This is a genomic window from Pseudomonas frederiksbergensis (assembly GCF_003732705.1).
Lineage (GTDB): Bacteria > Pseudomonadota > Gammaproteobacteria > Pseudomonadales > Pseudomonadaceae > Aquipseudomonas > Aquipseudomonas frederiksbergensis_F.
In genome coordinates this window covers 61594-85505 of record NZ_MOBR01000041.1, presented here as the reverse complement: position 1 = coordinate 85505, position 23912 = coordinate 61594, and the positions used below count along the sequence as shown (strand labels likewise).

Here is a 23912-nt window from a genome sequence, read left to right as displayed (position 1 = left end):
ATCAAAACACCACTAGTCGCTCTACGTTGCAATGGATTACGCTCGACCTACAAAGGGACTTTTGACTATGGTGAAGGGATTGCAGCAGTTCCACTTTATCTCCGGTTTGCCGCGCTCAGGTTCCACCCTGCTGTCGGCTATTCTTCTGCAGAACCCGCGTTTTCATGCGGGCATGAGCAGCCCGGTCGGCACACTCTTCACCAGTGTTCTGGAACAATGCAGCGCCGGCAGCGAGTTCGGTGCTGTGATCGACAAGCCTATGCGGCGTCGTCTGTTGCGCGGGTTGTTCGACTCCTACTACGCCGAGCAGGCCGACAAACCCGTCATCTTCGATACCAATCGTCAGTGGTGCGCACGCTTGCCCGCGTTGCAGGACCTGTTTCCCCAAGCCAAAACCATTGCCTGTGTGCGCAACGTCGCCTGGGTGATGGACAGCCTTGAGCGCTTGTACCGCGCTAACCCGTTCGAGAACACCAAGCTGTTCAACGACGAAATCGAGCGCAACACCGTCTATAGCCGTTGTGAAACCCTGGCCCAGCGCAATCGCCTGGTGGGTTTTGCCTGGACCGCACTCAAAGAAGCCTATTACGGCGAAAACGCCGACTCCTTGCTGATTATCGATTACGACCTGCTCAGCCAGGCGCCCGAGAGGGTACTTCGACTGGTCTACGAATTCATCGGCGAGCCGTGGTTCGAGCATGATTTCGACAACCTCGTCTACGACGCGCCGGAGTTTGACCAGGCCCTGGGCGTCTCGGGGTTGCATCGGGTCAAACCCAAGGTCGCCTTGCAGTCCCGGCGAACGATCCTGCCGCCGGACCTCTTCGACAAATACGCAGAGTTATCCTTTTGGCACGATGGATCATCCAGCGCCGCCAATGTCATCCGTATGAAATCAGACGCCGCGATCAATTGATCGCGGCTTTTTATTGGCTGTCATAAAAGTTCGATTTCGGTGAGCAGCATGTGGTGGAACAACGGCAAATCGCACAAGGCCCAGGGCGCTCGCGTACTGGCATCGCCGATGATCATGTCCCTGGAACCGCGCATGCTGTTCGACGGCGCCGTCGCGGCCACCGTGGCCGATGCGGCCCAACCGGACAGTCACCCCACGGCTGATGCCGCCAAGCCGCCCGCTGCCGACCACCCGACGGCGAGCAAAGACACCCACGGCCAGGCAGACAACGCCTCCGCCGCGACTCCCGCGCCGGCGGCCACACCCACTGCCGTACCTGGGCAGAGCGTGGTGTTCGTCGATTCGCGCATCAAAGACACCGACAGCCTGCTCAAAGGCGTGGCACCGGGCACCGAAGTGGTGACGCTGGACGCGACCAAGGACGGCTTGCAGCAGATTGCCGCTTACCTCGACACCCATCAGGGCGTGAGTTCGGTGCAGATCATCGCCCACGGCAATGCCGGCGACCTATGGCTGGGTAACAGCTACCTGTCGGCGGACAACGTTGCCGAGCGCAGCGATGTGCTGGCGCAGATCGGCAAGGATATGAACGTCGGTGGCGACATCCTGATCTACGCCTGTAATACCGGCGCCGATGAACGCGGCGTGAGTTTTGTCGACTCGCTGGCGCAGCTCACCGGGCGCGACATCGCCGCGTCCACCAACCGCACCGGCGTGGGCGGCGACTGGAACCTGGAAATCGCCACCGGCAGTATTGAAAGCCGCAGCGTGTTGTCATCCGAGTCCATGGCCGGTTACCAGTACAGCCTGGCGACGCTGACCGTGGTCAACAACGCCGACAGCGGCGTGGGTTCGTTGCGTACCGCCCTGTCCAGTGCCGTGGCCGGTGACACCGTCACCTTCAGTACCAGCATGATCATTGGCCTGAACTCGCAACTGACCGTCACCAAGAACGTCACCATTGACGGCGACCTGAATAACGACGGCGTTGCCGATATCACCCTGAACGGCCAGTACAAAACCCGCGTGATACAGGTTAACTCCGGGATCACGGCGACCTTCGACGGCTTGGTCATCAAGCAGGGCATGGTGGCCGGTGTGGGTGCGGCGGCGGGCACCGACGGTGCCGGGGCGATGGGTGGCGGGATTCTCAACTCCGGCAACCTGACCCTCAGAAACGTCACCGTGACCGATAACGCAGCCTCGGGCGGCGGTGGCGGCGGTGGCGTTACCGCGCCTTATGTCGGCGGTGCGGTCGGCGGTGGCGGTGGTGGTGGCGGTGCGCTGGGCGGTCAAACCGGTGGTCATGGTGGCACTGCCGGTTTCGGCACTGGCGTGTATGCCGGTACGGCCGGCGGGGCGGGCAGTGGCGGGAATGGCGGCACCTACAACGTCAACTACATGGGCGGCAAAGGCGGGACCACCGTCGGCGGTGCCGGCGGCATCGGCGCGTCCAATTACAGTAGCGGCGGCAGCGGCGGCACGGCGACCAACGGCACGGTGTCCATCGGTGGCGGTGGCGGTGGTTCCGGTTGGGACCATGCCGGTCGGGCCGGTTCTTCGGCGTCTGGCGGTATCTACAACGCCTCCACCGGCACCCTGACGGTGGTCGGTACGTCCGTCATCTCCAACAACGTCGCGGCCGGTGGCGGTGGCGGCGGTGGCGGTGGGCTGGGGGGCTCCTCTGACAACGGTGGCGCGGCCGGCAAAGGCGTGGGCGCGATCTGGAACAAAGGCACGCTGTTGATGACGGCGGCCAACTTTGGCGCCCTGGCCGGCAACGCCGGCGGCAGCGGCGCGGGTGGCTTGGCGGTGGGCGGCGGCAGTACGGGCAGCGTCCCGGCGGCGGTGAACAACATCTTCAACGACGGCGGTGTGGTCAATACCAACTACCTGCCGGACGTGACGCCGCCGACGGTGTCCAGCATCGTGGTCGGCACCACCAACCTGAACTCCGGTGGTACCTCGCTGGTGACCATCACCTTCAGCGAGGCCGTGAATAATTTCACCAACGCCGACCTGACCGTGGCCAACGGCACACTGTCGGCCGTGAGCAGCAGCGACGGCGGCATCACCTGGACCGCGACCCTGACGGCGGCGGGCAATATCAATGCATCGACCAACAGCATCACCCTCGACACTACGGGTGTGCAGGATTTGTCGGGCAACGTCGGCACCGGTTCCGGCACCTCCAACAACTACGTGATCCACGACACAGTGGCGCCGACGGCGACCATTGTCGTCGCGGACAACGCGCTCAATAGCAGCGAAACCTCGTTGGTGACCATCACCTTCAGTGAAGCCGTGACCGGTTTCACCAACGCCGACCTGACCATCGCCAACGGCACACTCACGGCGGTGACCAGCGGCGACGGCGGCGTCACCTGGACGGCGACCTTCACGCCGACCGCCGGCCTGACCGACAGCACCAACCTCATCACCCTGGACAAGACCGGCGTGCAAGACCTGTCCGGCAACGCCGGCGTCGGCGTGACCAACTCGAACAACTACGCCATCGACACCCAGCGCCCGACGGCGACCATCGTGATGGCGGACACCGCGTTGAAAATCGGCGACACCTCGCTGGTGACCATCACCTTCAGCGAAGCGGTCAGCGGTTTCACCAACGCCGACCTGACCCTCGCCAACGGCACCATGACGGCGGTGAGCAGCGCCGATGGCGGCATCACCTGGACGGGCACGTTCACGCCATCCACCAGCATCACCGACACGACCAACGTCATCACCCTGGACAACACCGGCGTGCAGGATTTGGCAGGCAACGCCGGCACTGGCACCACCAATTCCGCCAACTACACGGTCGACACCGCACGTCCAACCGCGACCATCGTGGTCGCCGACACCAATTTGAGTGCCGGTGAAACCTCGCTGGTGACCATCACCTTCAGCGAAGCCGTGAGCGGTTTCACCAACGCCGATCTGTCTATCGCCAACGGCACGCTGACCGCAGTGACCAGCGGCGACGGCGGCATCACCTGGACCGCGACCTTCACCCCGACCGCCAGCGTCAGCGATACAACCAACGTCATCACCCTGGCCAACACCGGCGTGGCTGACCTGCAAGGCAATGCCGGCAGCGGCACCACCAACTCGAACAACTACATCGTCGACACCGTGCGCCCGACCGCGACCATTGTATTGGCCGACACCGCGCTGAAAATCGGCGATACGTCCTTGGTGACCATCACCTTCAGCCAGGCCGTCACCGGTTTCACCAACGCCGACCTGACCCTTGCCAACGGCACGTTGACCGCCGTGAGCAGCAGCGATGGCGGGATTACCTGGACCGCGACGTTCACGCCGACCACCAGCATCAACGACGCGACCAACATCATCACGCTGGACAACACCGGTATTCAGGCGACCAGCTCCGGCAACGTCGGCACAGGCGTCACCAACTCCGGCAACTACACCGTCGACACCGTGCGCCCGACGGCCTCGATTGTGTTGGCGGACACCGCGCTGAAAATCGGCGACACCTCGCTGGTGACCATCACCTTCAGTGAAGCGGTCAGCGGTTTTACCAACGCCGACCTGACCATTGCCAACGGCACATTGACGGCGGTGAGCAGCGCCGATGGCGGCATTACCTGGACCGCGACCTTCACACCGAGCGCCAGCATCACCGACGCGACCAACGTGATCACCCTGGACAACACCGGTGTGCAGGATTTGGCGGGCAACGCTGGCAGCGGCACTACCGACTCCAGCAACTACGTGATCGACACCCAGCGCCCGACGGCGACCATCGTCCTCGCCGACCCGGCCCTGAGCGTCGGTGAAACCTCGTTGGTGACCATCACCTTCTCTGAGGCGGTCAGCGGTTTCACCAACGCCGACCTGGCGATTGCCAACGGCACATTGACTGCCGTCAGCAGCAGCGACGGCGGCATCACCTGGACCGCGACTTTCACCCCGACCGCTGGCGTCAAAGACACGACCAACATCATTACCCTGGCCAACACCGGCATCGCCGACCTGGCCGGTAACGCGGGCACGGGCACCACCAACTCTGGCAATTACACCGTCGACACCGTGGCGCCGACCGCGACCATCGTGGTTGCCGACAATGCGCTGAGCATTGGCGAAACCTCAGTGGTGACCATCACCTTCTCCGAAGCCGTGACCGGATTCACCAACGCTGACTTGACCATCGCCAACGGCACATTGACGGCAGTCAGCAGCAGCGACGGCGGGATTACCTGGACCGCGACCTTCACCCCGACCAGCGCCATCACCGATGCGAGCAACCTGGTCACCCTGGACAACACCGGCGTACAAGCCACTGTCTCCGGCAACGTCGGCGTCGGCAGCACCGATTCGAACAACTACGCCATCGACACCCAGCGCCCTACCGCGACCATCGTCGTTGCCGATCCGACCCTGGCCCTCGGCCAAACCTCGGTGGTGACCATTACCTTCAACGAAGCGGTGACCGGCCTGACCCTCGCCGACTTCACGGTGGAAAACGGCAGTCTGAGTGGCCTGACCACCAGCGACAACATCACCTACACCGCGACCTTCACCCCGAGCGGCAGCGTCAACGATGCGACCAACATCATTACGCTGAACAACACCGGGGTCGCGGACGTGGCCGGCAACGCTGGCGCGGGCACCACCGATTCCAACAACTACGTGATCGACAGCCTGCGTCCGACCGCCACTATCGTGGTCGCCGACCCAACCCTGAGTGCCGGCGAAACCTCGCTGGTGACCATCACCTTCAGCGAGGCGGTCAGCGGATTTGACAACAGCGACTTGAGCATTCCGAACGGCACCTTGAGCGCGGTCAGCAGCAGCGATGGCGGCATCACTTGGACCGCGACCTTCACGCCGACGGTTGGCGTGCGCGAAACCACCAACCTGATCAGCCTGAACAACGGCGGCGTGGCCGATCTCGCCGGCAACGCCGGGGTCGGCATCACCAACTCGGCCAACTTCACCATCGACACCGTGCTGCCGACCGCCACCATTGTGGTCGCCGACAACGCGCTGAACATCGGTGAAACCTCGCTGGTGACCATTACCTTCAGCGAGGCCGTGACCGGTTTCAGCAACGCCGACCTGACCATCGCCAACGGCACACTCACCGCAGTGAGCAGCAGCGATGGCGGCATCACCTGGACGGCGACCTTCACCCCGACCACCGCCATCACCGACGCGAGCAACCTGATCACCCTGGATAACACCGGCGTGCAGAACGCCTCGGGTAACGCCGGCACCGGCACCACCGATTCGAACAACTACGCCATCGATACCGTGCGGCCGACCGCGACCATCGTCGTCGCCGATCCGACATTGGCACTGGGCCAGACTTCGCTGGTGACCATCACGTTCAGCGAGGCGGTCAGCGGTTTTACCAACGCCGACCTGAGCATTGCCAACGGTACGCTCACCGCAGTGAGCAGCGCCGACGGCGGCATTACGTGGACCGCGACCTTCACGCCGACCACCAGCGTCAACGACGCGACCAACGTCATCACCCTGGACAACACCGGTGTGCAGGATTTGGCGAGCAACGCCGGCTCGGGCACCACCGACTCCAACAACTACGTGATCGACAGCCTGCGTCCGACCGCCACTATCGTGGTCGCCGACCCTACCCTGAGTGCCGGCGAAACCTCCTTGGTGACCATCACCTTCAGCGAGGCGGTCAGCGGTTTCGATAACAGCGACTTGAGTGTCCCGAATGGCACGTTGAGCGCGGTCAGCAGCAGCGATGGCGGCATCACTTGGACTGGCACCTTTACGCCGACAGTTGGTGTCAGGGACACCACTAACCTGATCACTCTGAACAACGGCGGCGTGGCTGACCTTGCCGGTAACGCCGGGACCGGCGTCACCAACTCGGCCAACTTCACCATCGACACCGTGTTGCCGACGGCCACTATCGTAGTCGCCGACAACGCGCTGAACATCGGTGAAACCTCGCTGGTGACCATCACCTTCTCCGAAGCCGTGACCGGTTTCAGTAACGCCGACCTGACAATTGCCAACGGCACGCTGAGTGCGGTGAGCAGTAGCGACGGCGGCATCACCTGGACGGCCACGTTCACGCCGACCAGCGCCGTCACCGATGCGAGCAACCTGATTACCCTGGACAACAGCGGTGTGCAAAATGCCTCGGGTAACGCCGGCACCGGCACCACCGACTCCAACAATTACGCCATCGACACCCAGCGTCCGACCGCCACCATCGTGGTCGCCGATGCGGCCCTGGGCGTCGGCCAGACTACCCAAGTGACCATCACGTTCAGCGAGGCGGTCAGCGGTTTCGACAACAGCGATCTGACCATCGACAACGGCACGTTGAGCAACGTCACCAGCAGCGACGGCGGGATCACCTGGACCGCGACCCTGACGCCATTGGCCGGCATCACCGACACCAGCAACATTGTGCGGCTGGACAATACCGGCGTTCAGGATCTGTCCGGCAACACCGGCAGCGGCACCACCGATTCCAACAACTACGCCATCGACAGCCAACGCCCGACCGCCACCATCGTGTTGAGCGACACCACCCTGAAACCCGGCGAAACCTCGCTGGTGACCATTACCTTCAGCGAAGCGGTCAGCGGTTTCGACAACAGCGACCTGAGCATCGCCAACGGCACTTTGAGCGCCGTGAGCAGCAGCGACGGCGGCATCACCTGGACCGCGACCTTCACCCCGACCCTCGGTGTGACTGACGCGACTAACGTGATCACCCTGAACAACACCGGCGTCGCGGATGTGGCCGGCAACGCGGGCGCGGGCACCACCGACTCTGCCAACTACGTAGTGGAAACCCAAGTGCCGACCGCGACCATCGTGGTGGCCGACAACGCCCTCAAGGCGGGTGAAACCTCGCTGGTGACCATCACCTTCAGCGAAGCGGTGAGCGGTTTCACCAATGCCGACCTGACCCTGGCCAACGGCACCTTAAGCAATGTGGCGTCGAGCGATGGCGGTATCACCTGGACCGCGACCTTCACCCCAACCGTCAACGTGACCGACACCACCAACCTGATCAGCCTCGACAACAGCGGCGTGGTCAACGGTTCGGGTAATAGCGGTGTGGGCGTGACCGATTCCAATAACTACGCCATCGACACCGCGCGGCCGACCGCGACCATCGTCGTGACGGATAACCGCTTGGGTATCGGCGAGACCACCACGGTCACCATCACCTTCACTGAAGCGGTATCGGGTTTTGACCTGTCGGACCTCAGCGTCGCCAATGGCAACCTGTCCAATCTGCTCAGCAGTGACGGCGGCAAAACCTGGACGGCGACCCTGACCCCGACCGCCAACATCAACGACACCACTAACCTGATCCTGCTCGACAACAGCAACGTGGCAGACGCCGCAGGCAATGCCGGCGCCGGGATCGCGATCTCCAACAACTACGCCCTTGATGCCACGCGGCCGACGGCAACCATCGTGGTCGCCAACCCGAACCTGGGCATGGGCCAGACCACGCTGGTGACGATCACCTTCAGCGAAGTGGTGAACAACTTCGACCTGTCGGACCTCAGCGTCACCAACGGCGAGCTGACCAACCTGGCCAGCAGCGACGGCGGCAAGACCTGGACCGCGACCTTCACACCGACCGCCAACATCACCGACCCGAGCAACTTCATTGCGCTGGACACCAGCAACGTCAGCGACCTGGCGGGCAACCTCGGCGATGGCGTGGCGGTGTCCAACAACTACGTGATCGACGGCGAGCGTCCGAGCGCCACGGTGGTGGTCGCCAACCCGAACCTGGGTGTGGGCCAGACGTCACTGGTGACCTTCAGCTTCAACGAAGCGGTAAGCGGTTTCGACCTGTCCGACGTCAGCGTGGCCAATGGCACCTTGTCCAATCTGTCGAGCAACGACGGCGGCAAAACCTGGACCGCAACGCTGACGCCGACCAGCAACCTGAGCAACGCCAATAACGCGATCAGTCTGAACGTCGCGGGCGTCACGGACGGTTCGGGTAACGCCGGCAGCGGCACCAGCCAATCCAACGGCTACGCGATCAACACCGTGCCGGCACCGACGGCGACGGTCGTGGTGGTGTCGCCGGATCCGGAGTTCCGCGTCTCGCAACCGGTGGTCGTACCCGATCAACCGCACCTGCCGCTGCAACCGGTGATCTTCGCCGCGCCAACCGGGACACTGGCCTCGCCACTGACTTTTGCGCCGTTGTTTGAAGACCGGGTGCTGGGCGACGGTATCCGGCCATTGGGGGACATCTTCATCAACCGTGGCGCTCTGGCACCGAGCTTCATTGCTCAGGTCTTTGCCAGCAGCGACAGCGGCGCTGGCGATGGCTCGGGCCACGGTTTCCTCGGGTTTGGTGGCGGCGATGGCGGGGTGTTTGGTAGCAGTACGCTGTCGAGTCTGTTCAATCAGGACACCGGCGCCGAGCGCGATTCGCTGAACAGTTTCGGCAATCATTCGATCCGCGGCGGGGACGCTTCCCAAGGACTGCGCGGGGTGTTCGGCGCGCCGACCCTGGGCCAGCAATTACAAGAACTCAAAGACACCGAGCAACGGCAGGTCAACAGCCTGGCCGCCGCTTTGCAACAAGTCGGCATCAGCGAAATGCAGGCTTGAACACACCACATAATTCAGTGCGGCACCTAAGGGCGATCCAGGGATGAAAAGAAGTCATAAGTTATTCGGTGCCAGCCTGCTGGCGCTTGCAATCAGCGGATGTGCAGTCAAAAGTGAGCCGATTGAACGTAGCGTCAGTGAGCAACGTGCCAAAAGCGATATGCAGACCATGTACACCGGCCAGGAGCCGCTCAACGGCCCGTTGACCTTGCACCAGGCGATGGCCCGCGCGGTGAAGTACAACCTCGAAGGCCGGCTCAAGATCATGGAAGAGGCCCTGGCCAAGCGCCAACTCGACCTCGCCAGTTTCGACATGCTGCCGCGCATGGCCCTGGACGCAGGCTATGTCGGGCGCAACAACCAGGGTGCCTCCAGCAGCCAGAGCGTGCTCACCGGCACCCAGTCTCTGGAACCTTCGACTTCCCAGGACCGTGACCGCAAAGTGGCCGACCTGACCATGGTGTGGAACGTCCTCGACTTCGGCGTCAGCTACATCAGCGCCAAGCAGCAAGGCGACCAGCGCCTGATCGTTCAGGAACGCCGGCGCAAGGTGATCAACACCATCGTCCAGGACGTGCGCTCGGCTTATTGGCGCGCGGTGGCTGCCGAGCGTCTGCTGACACAAATCGACAGCCTGACGGCGCGGGTCGATACGGCGCGCAAAAACAGCCAGAGCATGAGCGATCAACGCATCGGCGATCCGGTGGTGTCGTTGGGTTACCAGCGCTCGCTGATCGAAGCGACCCGTCAGTTGCAAGAGCAACGCCGCGCGTTGTCCCTGGCCAAGACCGAACTGTCGACCCTGATCAACCTGCCGATGGGTACCGATCTGAAACTGGCGACCCCGGACGACTACACGATTCCGCAACTGAAAGTCGGCATGGCCAGCCTCGAACACGAAGCCCTGGCCAGCCGTCCAGAACTGCGCGAGCAGGATTACCAGACCCGCATCAGCACTGCCGAAACCCGTAAAGCCATGCTGCGGTTGTTGCCGGGGCTGGAGTTTTCGGCGGGCGGGCATTACGACAGCAACTCGTTTTTGGTCAACGACAAGTGGGCCGATTACGGGGTGAAGTTGACCTGGAACCTGTTTAACGTGATTTCCGCTCCGGCGGCGATCAACGTCGCCAAGGCTGGCGAAGAAGTCGCCAAGGCACGCCGTCAGGCGATGTCCATCGCGGTGCTGGCGCAGCTCTACGTGGCCAACGCCAATTACCAGGAAGCGCTGCATCAGTTCCAGACCAACCAGGAACTGTCGAGCATCGACGGGCAGATTCTCGGGCAGTTGCGTAACCGTCATCAGGCGGCCGGCATTGGCGAACTGGACTTGATCCAGGGCGAACTGAACACCTTGCAGGCGGATTTGCGTCGGGACTTGTCCTACGCCGATCTGCGTAACGCCTACGGCCAGATCTTCGCCAGCGCCGGTCTCGACCCGATGCCGGATGAAGTGCAATCCACCGAAGTCCAGTCCATCGCCACCGCGTTGGCCAATCGTGAAGCGGCGTGGGCGTCGGGCAACATTGCGGTGCCGGTGGCGGTGCATGACCCAGCGCAATAACCTGCGGGCGCCGACCGCCAGCATCAGCCGTGCCCAACGGGAGGCCCGCAATGGCCATCGCGGCACGGCGATTTTGCTGACCGGTTTACCGGCGGCGGGCAAGTCGACCCTGGCCCAGGCGCTGCACGCCGCGTTGTTCGAACGTGGCGTGCAAAGCGTGGTGCTCGATGGCGACGGGCTGCGGGTCGGGCTCAATCGCGATTTGGGGTTTACCGACAGTGATCGTCAGGAAAACATTCGCCGTGCCAGTGAACTGGCCACGTTACTGGTGGAGAACGGGCAGATTGTGATCCTGGCGATGATTGCGCCGCTGGTGGAGCTGCGGGAGATATTTGCCCAGCGCCTGGGCGAGGATTACCGCGAAGTCTGGTGCAGCGCCTCCCTGGCGGTGTGCGAGCAACGCGACCCGAAAGGTCATTACGCCCGCGCCCGTCGCGGTGATCTGGCGGGTTTCACCGGCGTCTCCGCGCCTTACGAATCGCCGCCGTCCGCGTCGCTGGTGCTCGACACCGGCGTGCAATCGGTCGAGGCGTGTCTCGATCGCTTGCTGACCTGGCTCGGCGAATGCGCGGTGCTGCCGCCACGATGAACCGAGCCGCGTTCTCGCGCCTGCCGGTGACGGTGGATCTGCCGTTGCTGTTACAGGCGTTGGCGGCGATTGGCGAGGATGCGTGGCACGGTCATTTCAACACGGCTTACTTCGCCGGTGATTGGAGCGGCGTGGCGCTGATTTCGGCAGCGGATGCGCTGACTGAGTTGTCGCCGGGGCTGGGTGAACCACTCTTGCGTGCGCCGTGGTTACGGGATGGGCGGTGGCAACAAGGCTTGCGTGACCTGCCGTTGGAGATCGTCTCGGCACGCCTGTTGCGGCTTGGGCCGGGCGGGCACATCCATGAACATCGCGACTATGACCTGGGCGAGCCGGACGCGGATTTGCGTCTGCACATTCCGCTTTTAAGCCCGCCTCACGTGGACTTTATGCTGGATGGTCAACGCATGCCGATGGCAGCGGGAGAATGCTGGTTTCTTGATTTATCGCGGCCGCATCGAGTGGACAATCGTGATCATTCGGCGCGGGTGCATTTGGTTCTCGACTGTCGGCCCAGCGCTTGGCTGGAGCAGGCGATTATTGAGGGGTTACCGACCACACCTGCGCCTGATGTCGGGGCCGGTGCCTTGCTGCAATTTCAGCGGTTAGTGGCTGGCGATGTTGAGCTGTCGAAGACGTTGCAGGGCCTGGCGGACACCGAGGTTTTTATCACCCGCACGCTGGAACTGGCGGCTGAGCGAGGCTTGGTGTTATCCCGCGAAGAACTGCGTGCGGCGATGCGCAACGGCCGGCGCCAATGGAATGAACAATGGAACGCCTGAACCTGGAAGGTTGGTTGCCGATTCGGGTCTGGCAGCAGGCCGGCGAGTGGCAGGTGGATTGGTGCTGGTTTGGTGATACGCCGCTGCATCAGCCGTTTTTTCGCGAGGCCGTGGACGATGCGCTGCGGTTGCCGTTCAACCAGGCGTTTCGCCGGCAAACGCCGTTGGCCGTTCTCGGTGACTGGCGGGCCGAGAGTCCTGGGTTAGCGCCGAGCGCGTTTATCTTTCATGCTTCGCGGTGTGGTTCGACGTTGATCAGTCAAATGCTGGCTCAACTCGATGATCACATCGTCATCAGCGAGCCACCGCCCCTGGATGCGTTGCTGCGCAGTGATTTGCCAACCGTCGAACGGCGTGCCGCCCTCGCAGGACTGCTGTCCGCTTATGGCCAGCGTCGTGTGGGGGCGGAGCAGCGGCTGGTGATCAAACTCGATGCGTGGAACATCGCTGAGCTGCCCCTGTTGCGCGCGTGCTTTCCCGACACGCCTTGGCTGTTTGTTTATCGCGATCCCTTGGAAATTGCCGTTTCCCACCAACGCCTCCCGGGCATGCACATGGTGCCGGGGATGATCGGGGCGAGCGGGCTGGACGATGATCAGCCATTCGACAGTCGCGAGGATTTCATTGCGCGGCGGTTGGGGCGGTTACTGGATCTGGGGTTGGCGCAATGCCGCGAGTTTGGCGGGTTGGCGGTGAATTACAGCGAATTGCCGGGGGCCATGGCCGGGCGATTGGCCGGGGTTTTCGGGTTGAATGATGGGCAGCGCGAGCAAGTGTTTGCGGCGGTGGGACGGCATGCCAAACAGCCGACGGAAGTGTTTGTCGGGGACAGTGATGGCAAACGGCGAGAGGCTTCGGCGTTGTTGATCGAGCGGGTGGAGCGTTGGGCGCGATCGCCGTACAAGGCGCTGGAAGAATTACTCGTCGCAGCAGGCCTGGCCCACTGATCGTTCCCACGCTCCGCGTGGGAATGCAGCCCGGGACGCTCTGCGTCCCATTCGAGAGCTGGAACGCGGAGCGTCCCTTGAGGCATTCCCACGCAGAGCGTGGGAACGATCAGGTGGCGGTAGTCCATTCAGCAACAATCTACCGGGCTAAACCTTGGTCTGAGCCTGCATCATCTTCAACGCCTCCCAATCATCCAGCGCTCGCTCGACCAGCGCTTGCACGCCATCGGCCATGCGGCTGACTGCCAGGGCCACCGAGCGCTGATTGCCATCCACATCGTCTGCCAGGTTGGCGGCGATGGCGCTGATGGACAGCAGGTCTTCGGAGGCATTGGCCAGTACGGCTTCGGTGTCGATGTCGATGTCGGGGGAAACGGCAAAGAGTTTGCCTCTGCGGCGCTTGGCTGGTTTTTCGTCAGTCGGGGGGAAGTAGTGGGCGAAGGCGCGGTCGGCGGCTTCTTTCATTCTTTTGGCGTCGAGCGCTTCGGGGGAATCGGTTCCAGAGTTATCTGGAGGATTAGGAGTAATTTTGTGCATATAAAAAATCCTAAACAGTAAGTGAGAGCCGTCACCGTTCGCTTGCACGCGAATGGGGTGGCGGCCGAGCGCAGGTGTGCAAGACCGGGACTGTTTAGGACACCCAGCAGATCCGAGGATCTCCTGCGCGCAGCCGCCATAAAGCAGCGAGCCAATAAATGCTCATGGCAGTTGCAACCTAAACAGTTTCGTCGGACTTGCACGTCCGTGTCACCGAATATTCAGTGACAAACCCAGACTAGGCCTGGGCTCAGGCCGGAACAAGTTCACCAACACCACTACAACTTGAAGGAAATCTCCGACGGAGCTACCAGACGTTGGCTTCCTCAAGGTTTCGAAGACAAATCCGCCATCCCCTTGAGCAACTCAATCGGCAACGGAAAGACAATCGTCGAACTCTTGTCCCCGGCAATCGAACTCAAGGTCTGCATATACCGCAACTGCATCGCCCCAGGCTGGCGCCCGAGCATTTCCGCGGCTTGCATGAGTTTTTCCGAGGCCTGCAATTCGCCTTCGGCGTGAATCACCTTGGCCCGCCGTTCCCGCTCGGCTTCGGCCTGTTTAGCGATGGCGCGCACCATCGACTCGTTAAGGTCCACGTGCTTGATTTCTACGTTGGCGACCTTAATCCCCCAGTTGTCGGTCTGGGCATCGAGCACTTGCTGGATATCGACATTCAACCGTTCCCGCTCGGCCAGCAACTCATCCAGTTCATGCTTACCCAGCACCGCCCGCAAGGTGGTTTGGGCCAATTGGCTGGTGGCCATCAGGAAGTCTTCGACCTGAATGATGGCTTTCTGCGGATCGAGCACGCGGAAGTACAGCACGGCGTTGACCTTCACCGAGACGTTGTCCCGGGTGATCACGTCCTGGGGCGGGACATCGAGGACGATGGTCCGCAGGTCGACGCGGACCATTTGCTGCACCGCCGGAATCAGCAGGATCAGGCCGGGGCCCTTGACCTGCCAAAAGCGTCCGAGCTGGAACACCACGCCACGCTCATATTCGCGCAAGATGCGAAAGGTCGACCCCGCCAGTGCAATCACCAACAGCAGCAGCGCGGCAAAACCCAGTTGCAGGCCCATGGTTATTCTCCAGCCGGCGCCGCGTCAGCCGCGGCCACTTGTAGCAGTAATCCCTTGCGCCCCACGACTCGCACGTTCTGGCCCGGTTGCAGCGGTGTGGCGCTCAACACCTGCCACTGTTCACCTTGCAGATGCACCCAACCGTTGTAGGCACTGTCGGCCTGCAACGACATCACCGGCGTCACGCTGCCCACCAGTCCGGCATCGCCACTGACGGTGCGGCGCGGTCGGGTTTTCAGGGCGTGGAGGACCAGGAAAACCAGCAACAGCGCACTGATCAATCCCAGACCGATCATCAGCGGCACCGGCACTTGGGTGTTGGTCAGGATCACCGCGCCGGCGACGAACATCACCAGGCCACCGAGGCCGATCACGCCGTAATTGGGCATGGTCGCCTCGGCCACCAGGAACGCGATGCCGAACACGATCAGCCACAGGCCAAGGGGATCGGCCATGAACAGCACAACGCCGTCCGCCGCGAAAACTGATCCGCTCAAGGCCAACAGCAGCGCCACTGCACAGCAACGAATGTTCACGTGACCCTCCGGGAGAGTCGGGGTGGTTCTGTATAGAGTCTAGCTGAGCTGTGAGTTGTACGAATTTTGACCGGTTTTTTCCGTGATTCCGGCGGGCAGATTTCCCGCGCGATGGCGCCGGCGGGCCTAGACTTTCAGAGGAGAGAAAAAGGTTTAACCATCGTCCGTTTGTCGTTGCAACGGACACCGAGGTGCATCATGCGTATGGCAAGAACCGTGCAGGACAGCCTCACCAAGGCTCAATGCGAATTTGACATCGTCACCCACCCGCACTCGGCCAGCAGCCTGGAAACGGCTCGCGTGGCGAATATTCCTGCCGAACGGGTGGCCAAATCGGTGATCCTCGACGACCACCACGGGCATTACCTGATGGCCGTGCTACCCGCCAGCCGTCACCTGGACCTGAGCAAAGTACGCGGCAGCGGCGAATGGCAAATCACCCGGGAAAGCACCCTGGCGCACCTGTTCAACGACTGCGAACGCGGCGCGGTGCCTGCGCTGGGCGAGTCCTATGGCATGGACATGGTCATCGACCCGCTGCTGACTCGGCAGAAAGACATCTACCTGGAGGCCGGCAACCACAACAACCTGCTGCACATGAGCATGCCGGAGTATTTGAGGATGGTGCCGCATGCGGAGGTTTGCGAGTTGAGTCATTAGGTTTTTCGGCGTCAGTGACATAGCCTTCGCGGGCAAGCCTCGCTCCTACAGGGGACCGCAGATAACCTGTAGGAGCGAGGCTTGCCCGCGAATAATTTTCAGCCACCCAGGAGCCCAACATGGAATCCCCAACCCACAGCCTGCCGTCCCTGTTCAAACAACTCGGCCTGGACAGCGACCCGGTCAGCATCGATAAATTCATCGCTACCCATTCACCGCTCAAGCCTGAATTGCATCTGGCGGATGCGTTTTTCTGGAGCGAGAGCCAAGCGGCATTTTTGCGGGATGAGATTCTGGATGACGCGGATTGGGCGGAGGTGGTGGATCAGTTGGATGTGTTGATGAGGAAGGGGCGGGGGGTGTGAAAAATCGTGTCTGACTTGAAGAAAAATTCTTCAGCGGTAAAGAAAGGCGCACCTGATGAGCCTGTGGAAGTGGCTCCGGCCGATGTTCGCGAGTGTGTGATGGAGCGCCTCGATGACTTTGAATTGGCGGAAATTGTTCGCACCCGCAGGCATGAAACACCGATCCCGGTAAATCTTGAGGACCTATAGGCTGGGGTTCCTGCGAATATTCAGTTCGATTTCCCACTGAATGCGATGCGAAATTTGGCGGCTTCAATGGGATCGGAGGCCGGAATCGGAAAGTGCTCGTTTTCATACTTTTCTACCAACATGGCCAACACCTCAAGTTCATCCCCTTCAGTTGAATTCGATGCCGCTCCCCACAACTGGTCAATGCGCAAAAGTGCATTGTTGAGGTCCTCAGCGATTCGGATGGGTTTGGTGTTCATTACACAATCTCCGTATTGATCTGATCACGTTGAGCATGCGCGATAAGGCCCCTGTCGTTGATCGCCGATCTGTTTCAAAACTTGACCATCATTCCCCAGGGTGGATGTGTCGTTGAGGAAGGGCTGGGGTGTAAAAAAATCTGTGGGAAAAGTCTGAAATGTAAAAAAATCTGGTGAGCAGTAAAAAAATCTAGGCTTTAATCGCCTAAGTGAATTTTTTCTGTGGACGCTCCCCATGCCTTTTGTTGGATACGCCTACCTGCGTGACGCGCTGAGCCTTAAGGCTTTCGCACCCCAACGCGCTGCGATGATCAAGCCGGTTACTCGTATCACATTGATCGGTGATTGCTTGGCTGTCCCCCAGTCAGTGGCTCCGGCTCAAGGCTCGATGCTTGAGCATATTCTTTTTGCCCTCAAGCACGAGGGCATCAACCTTTGCATTCTTGCCCAGGCACTTGAAGCTGTTTCTGCTAAGCAATTGCTGGATGAGTTGGCCAAATCACCGAATGGCGTATTCATCCGCAAAGCCTGCTTTTTGTGGGAAAGCTTCACCGGTCAAAAACTTGAGTATTCGATACCGGTTCGGGGCAGCGTTGTGGCGCTATTCGACCCCAAGCGTTATGTAACGGGCCCTGCCCTGCGCAATAGCCGCTGGCGCGTCGATTTTAATGGCTTGGGATCTCTGCGCTATTGCGCCACCGTAGAACGAACCCCCGAACTCGAAGCTCTGCTCAGTCTCGACATCCTCGGTCGAGCCAAAGCCTTCATGGCTACCTTGCCGCCAGAAATGATGGACCGCGCCATCAACTGGGCTTACCTGCACGAAACCCGCGATTCCTTCGCCATCGAGAAAGAAGAACCCAGCGAGGAAAAATCTCGCCGCTTTGTGCAACTGCTGCGCCAGGCACACGAAGGGCGCGAGTTGAGCGAAGACTATTTGGTCGAACTGCAAAACAGCACCGTTTCCAATCCTTTCGACAAAGCCGTCCTGTTTCGCCACGAACAGAATCATCTGCATAACGGTTTGCGTGGTGCCGCTGGCGTCAGTTACGTACCGCCCGCTCCAGACCTGTGTCGTGAACTGATGGAAGAGCTGATGAGCTTCGCCAATCAGTCTTCAAAACAAATCGACCCGTTGGTGGCGGCTGCTGTGACGGCCTTCGGGTTTGCCTTCCTTCATCCGTTCATGGATGGCAATGGTCGACTTTCACGTTTCCTGATCCATCAAACGCTTTGTCATTCCGGCGCATTGGAAAACGGTTTGTTGCTGCCCGTTTCCGTGGCTATGAAACACGAGGAGGCAAACTACCTTGAAGCGCTGAAGGACTTCTCTAAACCCGCCCGTGATTTCTGGAACGTCACCTGGCTGGACGCTGACCAAATGGCATTCGAGTTCGTTGGGCATCCTTCGATTTATCGCTTCTGGGACGCCACTCGCTGCGTCGAATTCACCTTGCGCATGGCACGGCGTGCCCTGGAGGTTGAACTGCGGGAGGAAACCGAGTTTCTGGACCGTTACGACAGAGTGATCAAAGCGGTGAATGAGCGTTTCGACGTGCGCGGCAGCGATCTATCGAAACTTGTGATGATGTGTCTGGACAACGACGGCAAAGTCTCGAAGCACCGGCGCAAGCAATTTCAGTACAGCGTGCCGGAGGAGGTTTTTGCATTTATTGAGGAGGAGGCCGGGAGATTGATGACGGACGAATAACCGTCAGTCTCATTTCCAGCAACGAATTTGTTTCAAAACTTGACCGCCCTTTCCCTCGAATGCGATATTGATAGTTAGCAAACTAACAGTGTGTCATTCCCCCGTGCCAAAAAACCTCGACGCTCTCCAGATGAACATCAGCAGTGCCATGGTGGTGGCCGCCAGGCATTGGCGGAAGATCTGCCAGACCACGCTGGTCAATTATGGAATCTCCGAAGCCTGCGCCGTCCCGTTGTTGATGATCGGTCGATTGGGGGAGGGTGTGCGGCAGGTGACGGTGGCGCAGGCGGCGGGGATGGAGAGTCCGTCGTTGGTGCGTTTGCTCGATCAGTTGTGCAACTCCGGCTACGTGCGCCGCACGGAAGACGCCCATGACCGGCGCGCCAAATGCTTGAGCCTGACCGACACCGGTCGCGAGTTGGTGCAAGCGGTTGAGGTCGAGCTGGTGCGTCTGCGCAATGAAGTGCTCGAAGGCATCGACCAGAGTGATTTGGAAGCGGCGCTGCGGGTGCTCAGGGCCTTTGAAGCCGCCAATCCACCGCTGGTGATCCACCCTTGAGCGGTTTCTGGACAGGCGTTCCCCCGGCGCGGGACTGGTTCTACGGTGTGCGTACTTTCGCCGCGTCGATGATCGCGTTGTACATCGCCATGCTGATGCAGATGCCGCGTCCGTATTGGGCGATGGCCACGGTGTATATCGTTTCCAGCCCGTTTGTCGGCCCGACCAGTTCCAAGGCGCTGTACCGCGCGGTCGGTACGTTCATGGGCGCGGCGGCGGCGGTGTTTTTTGTGCCGATGTTTGTCCAGAGCCCGTGGGTATTGGTGGTGATCATCGCGCTGTGGACCGGGACGTTGCTGTTCCTGTCCCTGCACCTACGCACCGCCAACAGCTACGCCTTGATGCTCGCCGGTTACACCTTGCCGCTGATCGCTTTGCCGGTGCTGGATAATCCGCTGGCGGTGTGGGACATCGCCGAGGCGCGGACTGAAGAAATCTTCCTTGGCATCGCCGTCGCTGCAGTGGTCGGCGCCATGTTCTGGCCGCGACGGCTGGCGCCGGTGTTCAACGATTCGGTGAATAAATGGTTCACCGACGCCTCGACCTACAGCCTGCGCTTCCTCACTCGCGAGGTGAAACCCGAAGAAGTCAGCGCGCTGCGTTCGGCCATGGTCACGACCTTCAACAGCCTTGAACTGATGATCGGACAGTTGCCCCACGAAGGCGCGCGGCCGCAAACGGTGCGCAATACCAAGGAACTGCGCGGACGAATGATTCACCTGCTGCCAGTGATCGATGCCCTGGACGACGCGCTCTACGCCCTGGAGCGCCGCACCCCGGAGCTTGTGGATAAGTTTGCGCCGCTGCTGACCGCGACCACTGAATGGCTCAATTACAAAGACGCCGACCTCAACCGTTGGCAGGCGCTGAAAGACCAGCTCGAAGCCCTGCAACCAAGTGCCGAGGCCCTGGATGATCGCAAGCAGTTGCTGTTTTCCAACGCCTTGTATCGCCTCGGCGAGTGGATCGATTTGTGGCAAGACTGCCGCAGCCTGCAATACGCCATCCAGTGCGAAAGCCAGGACAACTGGCGCGCGGTGTATCGGCATTGGCGCCTCGGTCGCCTGACGCCGTTTCTCGATCGCGGGTTGATGCTCTATTCGGCGTTGTCGACGGTCAGCGCGATCATCGTCGCCTCGGTGCTGTGGATTCTGCTCGGCTGGACCGACGGCGGCAGCGCGGTGATTCTGGCGGCGGTGGCGTGCAGTTTCTTCGCCTCGATGGACGACCCGGCGCCGCAGATTTTCCGGTTCTTTTTCTGGACGGCGATGTCGGTGTTGTTCGCCAGTCTTTATCTGTTTTTGGTCCTGCCAAATCTGCATGACTTCCCGATGCTGGTGCTGGCGTTTGCCGTGCCGTTCATCTGCATCGGCACGCTGACGGTCAAGCCGCAGTTTTACCTCGGCATGCTGCTGACGCTGGTGAACACCTCGTCCTTTATCAGCATCCAGGGCGCTTACGACGCGGATTTCCTCAGCTTCTCCAACTCCAACCTGGCTGGGCCGATTGGCTTGCTGTTCGCGTTTGTCTGGACCCTGATTGCCCGACCGTTCGGCGCGGAACTGGCGGCCAAGCGCCTGACCCGTTTCAGTTGGCGCGACATCGTCAGCCTCACCGAACCGGCCACGCTGTCCGAACACCGCAAATTGGGCGTGCAGATGCTTGATCGCCTGATGCAGCACTTGCCGCGTCTGGGCCTGATCGGCCAGGACACCGGCGTCGCCCTGCGGGAAGTGCGCGTGGCCCTGAACCTGCTCGACCTGCTCGCCTACACCCCGCGAGTGCTCGGTGTGCCGCAAGTGCTGCTGCATCAAGTGGTGGCTGAAGTCGGCGAGTACTTCAAGGCCTGCCTCAAGGCTGGCGAGCGTTTGCCGGCGCCGAGTCCGTTGCTGATGACCATGGACCGCGCCCGTCGCGCCCTCAACATCGAGTGCGATGACGGCGCCCGGCTACATTTGCTGCACGCCTTGAGCGGACTGCGCCTGGCGTTGCTACCCGGGGTTGAATTCGTCGGCACGCCACAACTCGAAGAACCACTGCCCCATGGCATCGATGGAGCGCCTTTATGATCGGTGATCTGGATATCAGCGGGGTGTTCCTGCCCACGCTGCTGGTGCTGATGGGCATTACCTACCTGTTTTACCTGTTGGTGCACGGGGTGCTCACGCGCCTGCACTTTTACCGTCTGGTCTGGCACCGGGCATTGTTCAACGTGGCTCTCTACGCTTTGCTCCTCGGCGCCGTGGACTCACTCAGTCGATACCTGATGACATGAAAAAACCTTTTTTGACCATTGGTCGCGTGCTGCTGACCCTGCTGATCGTGAGTTTCGCCGTCGTCGTGGTCTGGCGCATGGTGATGTATTACATGTTCGCGCCCTGGACCCGGGACGGCCACATCCGTGCCGACATCGTGCAAATCGCGCCGGACGTGTCCGGGCTGATCCAGCAAGTGCAAGTGCGCGACAACCAGTTGGTGCAACGCGGCCAGGTGCTGTTCAGCATCGACCAGGACCGTTTCAAACTGGCTCTGCGCCAGGCGAAAGCCGCCGTGGCCGACCGCGAAGAAACCCTGGCCCAGGCCCAGCGCGAAGCCAAGCGTAACCGCGGCCTCGGCAATCTGGTGCCGGGCGAGCAACTGGAAGAAAGCCTGTCGAAAGTTGCCCGTGCGCAGTCGGCCTTGTCCGAAGCGCTGGTGACCGTGGACAGTGCCCAGCTCAACCTTGACCGCTCGACCATCCGCAGCCCGGTGGACGGCTACATCAACGACCGTGCGCCCCGCGCCCAGGAATTCGTCACCGCCGGGCGGCCAGTGTTGTCGGTGGTGGACAGCAACTCTTTTCACATCGACGGCTATTTCGAAGAAACCAAACTCGACGGCATTCACGTTGGCCAAGGCGTGGATATCCGGGTGATCGGCGACCGCGCTCGCTTGCGCGGCCATGTCGAAAGCATCGTCGCCGGCATCGAGGACCGCGACCGCAGCAGCGGCAGCAACTTGTTGCCCAACGTTAACCCGGCGTTCAGTTGGGTGCGGCTGGCCCAGCGGATTCCGGTGCGGATTGCTTTCGACGACGTACCCGCAGATTTCCGCATGATCGCCGGGCGTACCGCGACGGTGTCGATCATTGACGATAAAACCGAGGAGCCCGCGAAATGAGCAAAGCCTCGGCTTTGGCGGTGGCCGGGTTCGGCCTGTTGCTGTCGGCGTGTCAGGTGGTCGGGCCGGATTATCACTTGCCGGATGACGCCGCTGTGCACCGCGAAGATTTGCAGGGCAACCTGGCGGCGAACGGCAAAGATGTCGTGTCGGCACCGGTGCCCACCGATTGGTGGCGTTTGTACCAGGATCCGCGACTTGATCAATTGGTGGAGCAGGCCATGGCCTCCAACACCGATTTGCGCGTGGCGGCGGCGAACCTGTCCCGGGCTCGGGCGCAGGTTGATGAAGCGCAAGCGGCGGGCGGCTGGAGCGGCGGCGTGAAGATGGGCGCCCAGCGTTTGCAGGAATCCGGCGAAGCGTTCCTGCTGCCGGAAAAAGTGCCGGTGGCCAACGTTGGCGACATTGGCATCACCACGTCTTATCAATTCGACCTGTTCGGCACCTTGCAGCGCGGCATCGAAGCGGCCAAGGCCAACGCCGATGCAACCCAGGCAGCGGCGGACACGGCGCGCATCACTCTGGTGGCCGATGTGGTCCGGGCTTACACACAAGTCTGTGCGGCCAATGAAGAGCGGGAAATCGCCCAGCACTCCCTCGACCTGCAAGCCCAGAGCACGACGTTGACCCAGCGTCTGCGTGATGCCGGGCGTGGCGATGAAACCCAGGTCACCCGCTCGCAAACCCAATTCAAATCCTTGCGCGCTGACATGCCGCGATATGAGGCATCGCGTCAGGCCGGGTTGTTCCGCTTGTCGATGTTGCTGGCAAAGCCGCTGGATCAACTGCCGGCCGGCACCGACAGCTGCGCCGAACTGCCGAAGATTGCGCAATTGTTGCCGGTCGGTGACGGCGCCACGCTGCTCAAGCGCCGCCCGGATGTGCGTCAGGCTGAACGTCGTTTGGCCGCTGCGACCGCCGGTATCGGTATCGCCACCGGCGAGTTGTACCCGGACATCAGCATCGGCGCGTCCATCGGCACCGTCGGCACCCTGGAAAACCTCGGCAAGCCGCAGACCAATCGCTGGGGCTTCGGCCCGTTGCTGAGCTGGACCGTGCCGTCCAACGGCTCCCGCGCGCGAATCCGCGAAGCTGAAGCCTCGACCCAAGGCGCGCTGGCCCACTTCGATGGCGTGGTGCTCAACGCGATCCGCGAAACCCAGACCGGCCTCGCCCAGTACTCGGCGCTGCTGCAACGCCGCGATGCCCTGGCCGATGCCGAGCAATCGGCAAAACTGGCGGCGGACCAGACCCACCGCTTCTTCCAGGCCGGCCGCGCGTCATTCCTGGCGGACCTGCAAGCCACCCGCACCTACACCGATGTCACGGCGCAACTGGCCTCGGCCAACACTCAGGTCGCGATGAGCCAGATCGATTTGTTCCTCGCGTTGGGCGGCGGTTGGGAAAGCGGACGAACGCAAGCGTCACAGCCCGGCAAACCCTGAGGCCGTTGCTATGCTTTGAGTTGAT

General features: G+C 61.5%; 18 protein-coding genes and 1 pseudogene. 15 read left to right on the top strand and 4 right to left on the bottom strand.

The features are described from left to right. Nucleotides 1-67: 67 nt before the first annotated feature. Genes BK667_RS28085 through BK667_RS28060 form a run of 6 tightly spaced genes read left to right on the top strand, consistent with a single transcriptional unit; the run spans nucleotide 68 to nucleotide 13402 of the window. Nucleotides 68-916: a sulfotransferase family protein gene (locus BK667_RS28085; RefSeq protein ID WP_259698206.1), complete on the top strand. Its 849-nt coding sequence runs from the start codon at nucleotides 68-70 to the stop codon at nucleotides 914-916. Nucleotides 917-964: 48 nt separating this feature from the next. Continuing rightward, the gene (locus tag BK667_RS28080) at nucleotides 965-9523 is read left to right on the top strand and encodes an Ig-like domain-containing protein (protein ID WP_123599526.1); all 8559 of its coding nucleotides are present in this window, start codon (nucleotides 965-967) and stop codon (nucleotides 9521-9523) included. A gap of 43 nt (nucleotides 9524-9566) precedes the next feature. Next, nucleotides 9567-11084: a TolC family protein gene (locus tag BK667_RS28075; RefSeq protein ID WP_123599525.1), complete on the top strand. Its 1518-nt coding sequence runs from the start codon at nucleotides 9567-9569 to the stop codon at nucleotides 11082-11084. Beyond that, entirely contained in the window at nucleotides 11068-11673 is a 606-nt protein-coding gene (gene cysC / locus BK667_RS28070; protein ID WP_123599524.1) for an adenylyl-sulfate kinase, read from the top strand. Before BK667_RS28075 ends, cysC begins: the two co-directional genes overlap by 17 nt. Continuing rightward, nucleotides 11670-12455, top strand: coding sequence for an aspartyl/asparaginyl beta-hydroxylase domain-containing protein (locus BK667_RS28065; RefSeq protein WP_123599650.1), 786 nt, complete (start codon nucleotides 11670-11672; stop codon nucleotides 12453-12455). Before cysC ends, BK667_RS28065 begins: the two co-directional genes overlap by 4 nt. Then, nucleotides 12443-13402, top strand: a complete 960-nt coding sequence (locus BK667_RS28060; protein ID WP_123599523.1) for a sulfotransferase family protein — start codon at nucleotides 12443-12445, stop codon at nucleotides 13400-13402. Before BK667_RS28065 ends, BK667_RS28060 begins: the two co-directional genes overlap by 13 nt. Nucleotides 13403-13549: 147 nt before the next feature. Here BK667_RS28060 and BK667_RS28055 read toward each other — a convergent pair whose 3' ends face one another. The 3 genes from BK667_RS28055 to BK667_RS28045 all read right to left on the bottom strand — a co-directional run bounded on the left by BK667_RS28055 (nucleotide 13550) and on the right by BK667_RS28045 (nucleotide 15560). Next, nucleotides 13550-13939, bottom strand: a complete 390-nt coding sequence (locus BK667_RS28055) for a DUF6124 family protein (RefSeq protein WP_123599522.1) — start codon at nucleotides 13937-13939, stop codon at nucleotides 13550-13552. A 326-nt stretch (nucleotides 13940-14265) separates the two neighbouring features. Further along, nucleotides 14266-15024: a slipin family protein gene (locus BK667_RS28050; protein WP_054050285.1), complete on the bottom strand. Its 759-nt coding sequence runs from the start codon at nucleotides 15022-15024 to the stop codon at nucleotides 14266-14268. Nucleotides 15025-15026: 2 nt separating this feature from the next. Then, entirely contained in the window at nucleotides 15027-15560 is a 534-nt protein-coding gene (locus tag BK667_RS28045; protein ID WP_123599521.1) for an NfeD family protein, read from the bottom strand. 198 nt (nucleotides 15561-15758) lie between these two features. Between BK667_RS28045 and BK667_RS28040 the strand changes: the two genes are divergently transcribed. From BK667_RS28040 to BK667_RS28030, 3 genes are all read left to right on the top strand, one after another. Continuing rightward, nucleotides 15759-16220 carry an aminoacyl-tRNA deacylase gene (locus tag BK667_RS28040; RefSeq protein ID WP_123516017.1) on the top strand — a complete coding sequence of 154 codons (462 nt, stop codon included), beginning with the start codon at nucleotides 15759-15761 and terminating at the stop codon, nucleotides 16218-16220. Nucleotides 16221-16339: 119 nt separating this feature from the next. Then, a complete protein-coding gene (locus BK667_RS28035; RefSeq protein WP_123599520.1) occupies nucleotides 16340-16585 on the top strand; it encodes a DUF2789 domain-containing protein in 246 nt (81 codons plus the stop codon). A 6-nt stretch (nucleotides 16586-16591) separates the two neighbouring features. After that, nucleotides 16592-16774, top strand: coding sequence for an antitoxin (locus BK667_RS28030; protein ID WP_259698205.1), 183 nt, complete (start codon nucleotides 16592-16594; stop codon nucleotides 16772-16774). Nucleotides 16775-16806: 32 nt separating this feature from the next. Here the strand turns inward: BK667_RS28030 and BK667_RS28025 are convergent. Next, nucleotides 16807-17013, bottom strand: a pseudogene (locus BK667_RS28025) (helix-turn-helix domain-containing protein); the annotation flags it as partial. A gap of 235 nt (nucleotides 17014-17248) precedes the next feature. On the opposite strand from BK667_RS28025, the gene BK667_RS28020 reads away from it, so the two are divergent. The 6 genes from BK667_RS28020 to BK667_RS27995 all read left to right on the top strand — a co-directional run bounded on the left by BK667_RS28020 (nucleotide 17249) and on the right by BK667_RS27995 (nucleotide 23887). Next, nucleotides 17249-18724, top strand: a complete 1476-nt coding sequence (locus BK667_RS28020) for a Fic family protein (protein WP_123599519.1) — start codon at nucleotides 17249-17251, stop codon at nucleotides 18722-18724. A gap of 130 nt (nucleotides 18725-18854) precedes the next feature. Next, nucleotides 18855-19283, top strand: coding sequence for a MarR family winged helix-turn-helix transcriptional regulator (locus BK667_RS28015; protein ID WP_123409403.1), 429 nt, complete (start codon nucleotides 18855-18857; stop codon nucleotides 19281-19283). Next, nucleotides 19280-21352, top strand: coding sequence for an FUSC family protein (locus BK667_RS28010; protein WP_123599518.1), 2073 nt, complete (start codon nucleotides 19280-19282; stop codon nucleotides 21350-21352). The genes BK667_RS28015 and BK667_RS28010 overlap by 4 nt, the downstream gene beginning before the upstream one ends. Further along, complete coding sequence (locus BK667_RS28005) at nucleotides 21349-21558, top strand: DUF1656 domain-containing protein (protein ID WP_054050271.1); 210 nt, start codon at nucleotides 21349-21351, stop codon at nucleotides 21556-21558. Before BK667_RS28010 ends, BK667_RS28005 begins: the two co-directional genes overlap by 4 nt. Next, nucleotides 21555-22442, top strand: a complete 888-nt coding sequence (locus tag BK667_RS28000) for an efflux RND transporter periplasmic adaptor subunit (protein WP_123516005.1) — start codon at nucleotides 21555-21557, stop codon at nucleotides 22440-22442. Before BK667_RS28005 ends, BK667_RS28000 begins: the two co-directional genes overlap by 4 nt. Then, on the top strand, nucleotides 22439-23887 hold the full coding sequence (locus BK667_RS27995; protein WP_123599517.1) for an efflux transporter outer membrane subunit: 1449 nt from the start codon (nucleotides 22439-22441) through the stop codon (nucleotides 23885-23887). The genes BK667_RS28000 and BK667_RS27995 overlap by 4 nt, the downstream gene beginning before the upstream one ends. Nucleotides 23888-23912 lie beyond the last annotated feature (25 nt).

Excerpts from the sequence above, each read along its gene's own strand:
- BK667_RS28085 (WP_259698206.1), top strand. The coding sequence starts at position 68 with ATGGTGAAGGGATTGCAGCAGTTCCACTTTATCTCCGGTTTGCCGCGC.
- BK667_RS28080 (WP_123599526.1), top strand. The coding sequence starts at position 965 with ATGTGGTGGAACAACGGCAAATCGCACAAGGCCCAGGGCGCTCGCGTA.
- BK667_RS28075 (WP_123599525.1), top strand. The coding sequence starts at position 9,567 with ATGAAAAGAAGTCATAAGTTATTCGGTGCCAGCCTGCTGGCGCTTGCA.
- cysC (WP_123599524.1), top strand. The coding sequence starts at position 11,068 with ATGACCCAGCGCAATAACCTGCGGGCGCCGACCGCCAGCATCAGCCGT.
- BK667_RS28065 (WP_123599650.1), top strand. The coding sequence starts at position 11,670 with ATGAACCGAGCCGCGTTCTCGCGCCTGCCGGTGACGGTGGATCTGCCG.
- BK667_RS28060 (WP_123599523.1), top strand. The coding sequence starts at position 12,443 with ATGGAACGCCTGAACCTGGAAGGTTGGTTGCCGATTCGGGTCTGGCAG.
- BK667_RS28055 (WP_123599522.1), bottom strand. The coding sequence starts at position 13,939 with ATGCACAAAATTACTCCTAATCCTCCAGATAACTCTGGAACCGATTCC.
- BK667_RS28050 (WP_054050285.1), bottom strand. The coding sequence starts at position 15,024 with ATGGGCCTGCAACTGGGTTTTGCCGCGCTGCTGCTGTTGGTGATTGCA.
- BK667_RS28040 (WP_123516017.1), top strand. The coding sequence starts at position 15,759 with ATGCGTATGGCAAGAACCGTGCAGGACAGCCTCACCAAGGCTCAATGC.
- BK667_RS28035 (WP_123599520.1), top strand. The coding sequence starts at position 16,340 with ATGGAATCCCCAACCCACAGCCTGCCGTCCCTGTTCAAACAACTCGGC.
- BK667_RS28020 (WP_123599519.1), top strand. The coding sequence starts at position 17,249 with ATGCCTTTTGTTGGATACGCCTACCTGCGTGACGCGCTGAGCCTTAAG.
- BK667_RS28015 (WP_123409403.1), top strand. The coding sequence starts at position 18,855 with ATGAACATCAGCAGTGCCATGGTGGTGGCCGCCAGGCATTGGCGGAAG.
- BK667_RS28005 (WP_054050271.1), top strand. The coding sequence starts at position 21,349 with ATGATCGGTGATCTGGATATCAGCGGGGTGTTCCTGCCCACGCTGCTG.
- BK667_RS28000 (WP_123516005.1), top strand. The coding sequence starts at position 21,555 with ATGAAAAAACCTTTTTTGACCATTGGTCGCGTGCTGCTGACCCTGCTG.
- BK667_RS27995 (WP_123599517.1), top strand. The coding sequence starts at position 22,439 with ATGAGCAAAGCCTCGGCTTTGGCGGTGGCCGGGTTCGGCCTGTTGCTG.